Origin of the sequence: Cupriavidus necator (assembly GCF_040578825.1) — a bacterium.
In the GTDB taxonomy this organism is placed as follows: domain Bacteria; phylum Pseudomonadota; class Gammaproteobacteria; order Burkholderiales; family Burkholderiaceae; genus Cupriavidus; species Cupriavidus necator_E.
Map to the genome: position 1 here is coordinate 1 of NZ_JBEFLI010000161.1, position 2,797 is coordinate 2,797.

3 protein-coding genes are annotated in these 2,797 nt (G+C 64.2%); all 3 read right to left on the reverse strand.

Going from position 1 to position 2,797, the window contains the following annotated elements; all coding sequences use genetic code 11:
- Window positions 1-168 precede the first annotated feature (168 nt).
- The 3 genes from AB1I47_RS33600 to AB1I47_RS33610 all read right to left on the reverse strand — a co-directional run bounded on the left by AB1I47_RS33600 (window position 169) and on the right by AB1I47_RS33610 (window position 2,780).
- Window positions 169-828 (reverse strand): amino acid ABC transporter permease, encoded by a 660-nt coding sequence (locus AB1I47_RS33600; RefSeq protein WP_354687960.1) that lies wholly within the window; start codon window positions 826-828, stop codon window positions 169-171.
- Window positions 829-924: 96 nt separating this feature from the next.
- Window positions 925-1,734 (reverse strand): transporter substrate-binding domain-containing protein, encoded by an 810-nt coding sequence (locus AB1I47_RS33605; RefSeq protein WP_354687961.1) that lies wholly within the window; start codon window positions 1,732-1,734, stop codon window positions 925-927.
- A 173-nt stretch (window positions 1,735-1,907) separates the two neighbouring features.
- Window positions 1,908-2,780: a glutamate/aspartate ABC transporter substrate-binding protein gene (locus tag AB1I47_RS33610; protein ID WP_407935957.1), complete on the reverse strand. Its 873-nt coding sequence runs from the start codon at window positions 2,778-2,780 to the stop codon at window positions 1,908-1,910.
- Window positions 2,781-2,797: the final 17 nt, after the last annotated feature.

Genomic DNA, 2,797 nt, shown 5'->3' on the forward strand with positions numbered 1-2,797 from the left:
ACACCATTGGCCCCGCTTGATGTGGCTCCTAGCTAGCCCACCCCTCACCCCAACCCTCTCCCCCTGAGGGGCCCTGAGGGGAGAGGGAGCACACCTTGCTTAGGCTAGCTCGGGCGGCTTTGGTGCACCCAAAACCGCTCTCCTCTCAGACGGCGGAGAAGGCCGCCCTCAATGCCTCCCCGGCAGCGACAACCGTCGCTCCAGCATATGCTGCAGCCCTGACAATCCCGTACTCAACACCCAATAAATCGCTGCCACCGCCAGATACAACGGCAACGGCTGGTAAGTCGCCGCGATCACCTCCTGCGCCGTGCGCAGCAGCTCCGTCACGGTAATCACCGACACCAGCGACGTATCCTTGATCAGGCTGATCAGGCTGTTGGACAAACTCGGCACCGCCAGCCGCAGCGCCTGCGGCCCCACCACGAAGCGCAGCGCCTGCGCCGGCGTCAGACCCAGGCTGTAGGCCGCCAGCCATTGCCCGCGCGCCACGCCCAGGATGGCGCCGCGCATGCTCTCGGACAAATACGCCCCCACGTTCAGGCTCAGCGTCAGCACGCCCGCCGGCGTCGGTTCCAGCGCGATGCCGACGCCCGGCAGCCCGTAGTAGATGACAAAGATCTGCACCAGCAGCGGCGTGCCGCGCATGATGCTGACATAGGTGCGCGCCACCGCCTTCAGCACGCGGCTGTGGCTGATGCCCATCAGCGCCACCACCGTGCCCAGCACCAGCCCGAACAGCATCGACCACAACGCGAACTTGATGGTCAGCAGCGTGCCCTGCAGCAGCACGGGCAGGGAATCGATGACGAGCTGGAGAGCGGACATGAAGGCGAAGACGTAATGAAATAAACAGACGGCGCAAATGGCAAGCGGCGCGGCAGCCCCTGGGGCCGCCGCGCCGCGACATGATACCGCTGTTGCTTACTTCACCGGCTTGGTCACATCCGTGCCGAACCACTTCACCGACAGCTTGGTCAGCGTGCCGTCCTTGCGCAGGTCATCCAGCGCCCGGTCGATCGCCTGGGCGAACTTGGGGTTGTCCTTGCGGAACGGGATCGCGACTTCCGTGGCCGCGCCCGGCACCACCGCGCCCGGGCGCAGCGGCAGGTTGGCGGTCTTGATCAGGTAAGCAACCATCAGCCGGTCATTGAGCGCCGCGTCGACGCGCTGTGCGGCCAGGTCGCGCAGGTATTCCGGCGCGCCGGGATAGGTCTTGACGTCGACGCCGGGCACCGACTTGGCCAGGTCGTTGAAGTTGCTGCCCAGGCTGACGCCGAGCTTGTGGCCCTTGAGCGCTTCCAGCGACTTGAACTCGCGCTTGTCGTCCTTGCGCTGGATGAGTTGCGCTTCGGAGTAGACATAGGGCTTGGAGAAATCCAGCACCTGCTTGCGCTGCGGCGTCACGTTGACCTGGTTGACGATCACGTCGAACTTGCCCGCCTGCAGGCCGGCGATGATGCCGCTCCATTCGGTGGTGACGAATTCCGGCTTGACACCCAGCTTGCCGGCAACCGCGCGCGCGACGTCGACATCGAACCCTTCCAGCTCGTTCTTCGCGCCGCGGAACCCGAACGGCGGATAGGTGCCCTCCAGGCCGATCTTCAGCACGCCGGCCTGCTTGACGGTGTCGAGCAGGTCGGCGGCATGGGCCGCGGTGGCCGCCAGCCCGGCGCCGGCAAGCAGCGAGGCGGCCAGCAACGACTTGAGCCAGCCAGTACGAATCGATCGCATATGTTCTCCAGTGAATGCGGATAAGCAGTAAGGCGCAGACAGCGCCGGCGGCCTCTTGTGAAGGGCCGCCGGCCAGTTGTGCTGCTATGAGCCTATATCGGGCTCAACACTACCGCAACCACTATCGACGACGAAATAACGATTCATTATGGCTATATAACCGCCCTACCCCATTACTGGTAGGCCTTGTCGTTCGGCGCCGCGAACAGCGCCTTCATGTCGGCCGACAGCGGGTAGTTCATGTTGATGCCGCGCGGCGGGATCGGCGACATAAACCACTTGTTGTAGAGCTTCTCCGCACGACCGCTGGTCTGCAGGTCGGCGATCACGCCATCGGCCAGCTTCTTGAACGACGGATCGTCCTTGCGGAACATGCAGGCGTAGTTCTCGGTCTGCAACGGCGCACCCACCACCACCCAGTCGGCGGCACTCTTGGCCTTGGTGCGCTCGCCGTACAGTAGCGGCTCGTCCATCACGAAGGCCGCGGCGCGGCCGCTTTCCAGGATCAGGAAGGACTGGCCATGGTCCTTCGTACTGATCAAGTTCATGTCCATGGCCTTCTCGCCGTTCATCTTGACCAGCAGGCGCTCGCCGGTGGTGCCGGCGGTGGTGACCACGTTGCGTCCCTTCAGGTTGGCAAATTCCTTCACGCCCGAATCCTTCTTGGTCAGCATCTTGATGCCGTAGACGAACAGGCTGTTGGAGAACGCCACCTGCTTCTGGCGCTCCAGGTTGTTGGTGGTGCTGCCGCATTCGATGTCGATGGTGCCGTTCTGCACCAGCGGGATGCGGTTCTGCGAGGTGATCGGCGTCAGGCGCACCTGCAGGTTGGGCACCTTCAGTTCGCTCTTCACCTTCTCGACGATCTGCAGCAGGATCTCGTGCGAATAGCCCATGACCTCCTTGCCGTCGGTGTACGAGAACGGGATCGACGATTCACGGTAGCCCAGCGAGATCACGCCGCTGTCCTTGATCTTCTTCAGCGTGTCGCCGTCGGCGGCGTGGGCGGCGCCGGCGGCCAGCAGCATCGCGGCGGCGGCCAGCAAGCGGCGGGGGGCGGATC

Excerpts from the sequence above, each read along its gene's own strand:
- AB1I47_RS33600 (WP_354687960.1), bottom strand. The coding sequence starts at position 828 with ATGTCCGCTCTCCAGCTCGTCATCGATTCCCTGCCCGTGCTGCTGCAG.
- AB1I47_RS33605 (WP_354687961.1), bottom strand. The coding sequence starts at position 1,734 with ATGCGATCGATTCGTACTGGCTGGCTCAAGTCGTTGCTGGCCGCCTCG.